The 1,130-nt window shown below is 42.8% G+C and carries 1 protein-coding gene; it reads right to left on the reverse strand.

All coding sequences use genetic code 11. The features are described 5' to 3' along the window. Positions 1–270: 270 nt before the first annotated feature. The gene (locus tag QEH52_RS19805; protein WP_308952693.1) at positions 271–639 is read right to left on the reverse strand and encodes a putative periplasmic lipoprotein; all 369 of its coding nucleotides are present in this window, start codon (positions 637–639) and stop codon (positions 271–273) included. Between the last annotated feature and the right edge of the window lie 491 nt (positions 640–1,130).

The raw sequence follows: 1,130 nt of genomic DNA on the forward strand, positions 1-1,130 counted from the left end.
AGCCTGGAGCGCGAAATGAGTTGATAGGTGCGTCTGGATATGCTGCCGCCCTTGGTCAGGTGGATTCCGCTCTGATCTATCGGCTTCATTCTATTTTTTTAGGGTGAGGGCTCGAATGTGAACCACTCATTTAATTTTCCTAAATTCTCTTTTATTTGACGTTAGCGCAAGGGTGAAGTGATTCAAATATGATTCATTTCATCTTCTGCATATCGGTGAGCATGAGCGATGGCGCGATAGCGACATTGCTCAGTGCGACTGGTTCTGGTTTTAGTGTTCATTCGGAATCCAATAGTAGTAAAGATCGTTACTGATCTTCTCATATCCTACTGACTGATCAGATTCTAAAACCATTCCTTTTTTCTTTGGAATCATAAAGCCTGATTCATGGCTTACAAACTTATATCTGATTATGACTATACCACTATAGGAATGCTTAACTATAACTGGTTCAAACTTTATGAATGAATTGGGCCATTCGTTTTCTGGAATGTCAGCCTGTTCGGTATACTTGCTCAATAGAACTCTCGCATCTGCAACAATTTGATTCTGCTCTTCTTCGGTGAGTTCAGGGATTCGGTTTCGATTACAGCCGACAAGCGTAAGAACGCTTAGTAGTAGAATGCTAATTTTCTTCATTTCATTTCCAGAACGTGGAGAGGACTCATAGATGAGCGCCAGCGAAATCTATTGAGTCACTCGTCTGGATCTGCCCTTGGGGGTTAAATTCGCTCCCAGAGCCATCGAACTGACTGTTGGGTTCTTGTAGAAATGTTTGGTTCATTGGTGTCATAGTAGAATACGACTAATGATGTCGTTCGGATCAAGCCTGCTTCATTCCAAATCTGGATTCCCTTCGAATTCAAAACGTCTATGTCGGGCTTTCCAGCCGCTTTAATTATCACAGAAGAATCCATTCCTTCTTTTATTTCATTCCAGCTGCTAGGCATTCTAGTCCTGAAGAGGTCTAAGCCAATCCCGACACAAAGCATGAAAGCAATAACTGTGATGATTCGTTTCATGTTTTCCGCAGATCGTGAAGCACTATCGCGACTGTAGCGCGGAGCGCGAAAGGAGTTGATAGATGCGTCTGGATCTCATTTTCGGTTAAAGGGCTTCAGTTGGATTCC

Source organism: Thalassobacterium maritimum, from assembly GCF_031127805.1.
GTDB classification, from domain to species: Bacteria; Verrucomicrobiota; Verrucomicrobiia; order Opitutales; family Coraliomargaritaceae; genus Thalassobacterium; species Thalassobacterium maritimum.

Bases quoted from the DNA above. Each gene is read 5' to 3' on its own strand.
- QEH52_RS19805 (WP_308952693.1), bottom strand. From the start codon at position 639: ATGAAGAAAATTAGCATTCTACTACTAAGCGTTCTTACGCTTGTCGGC.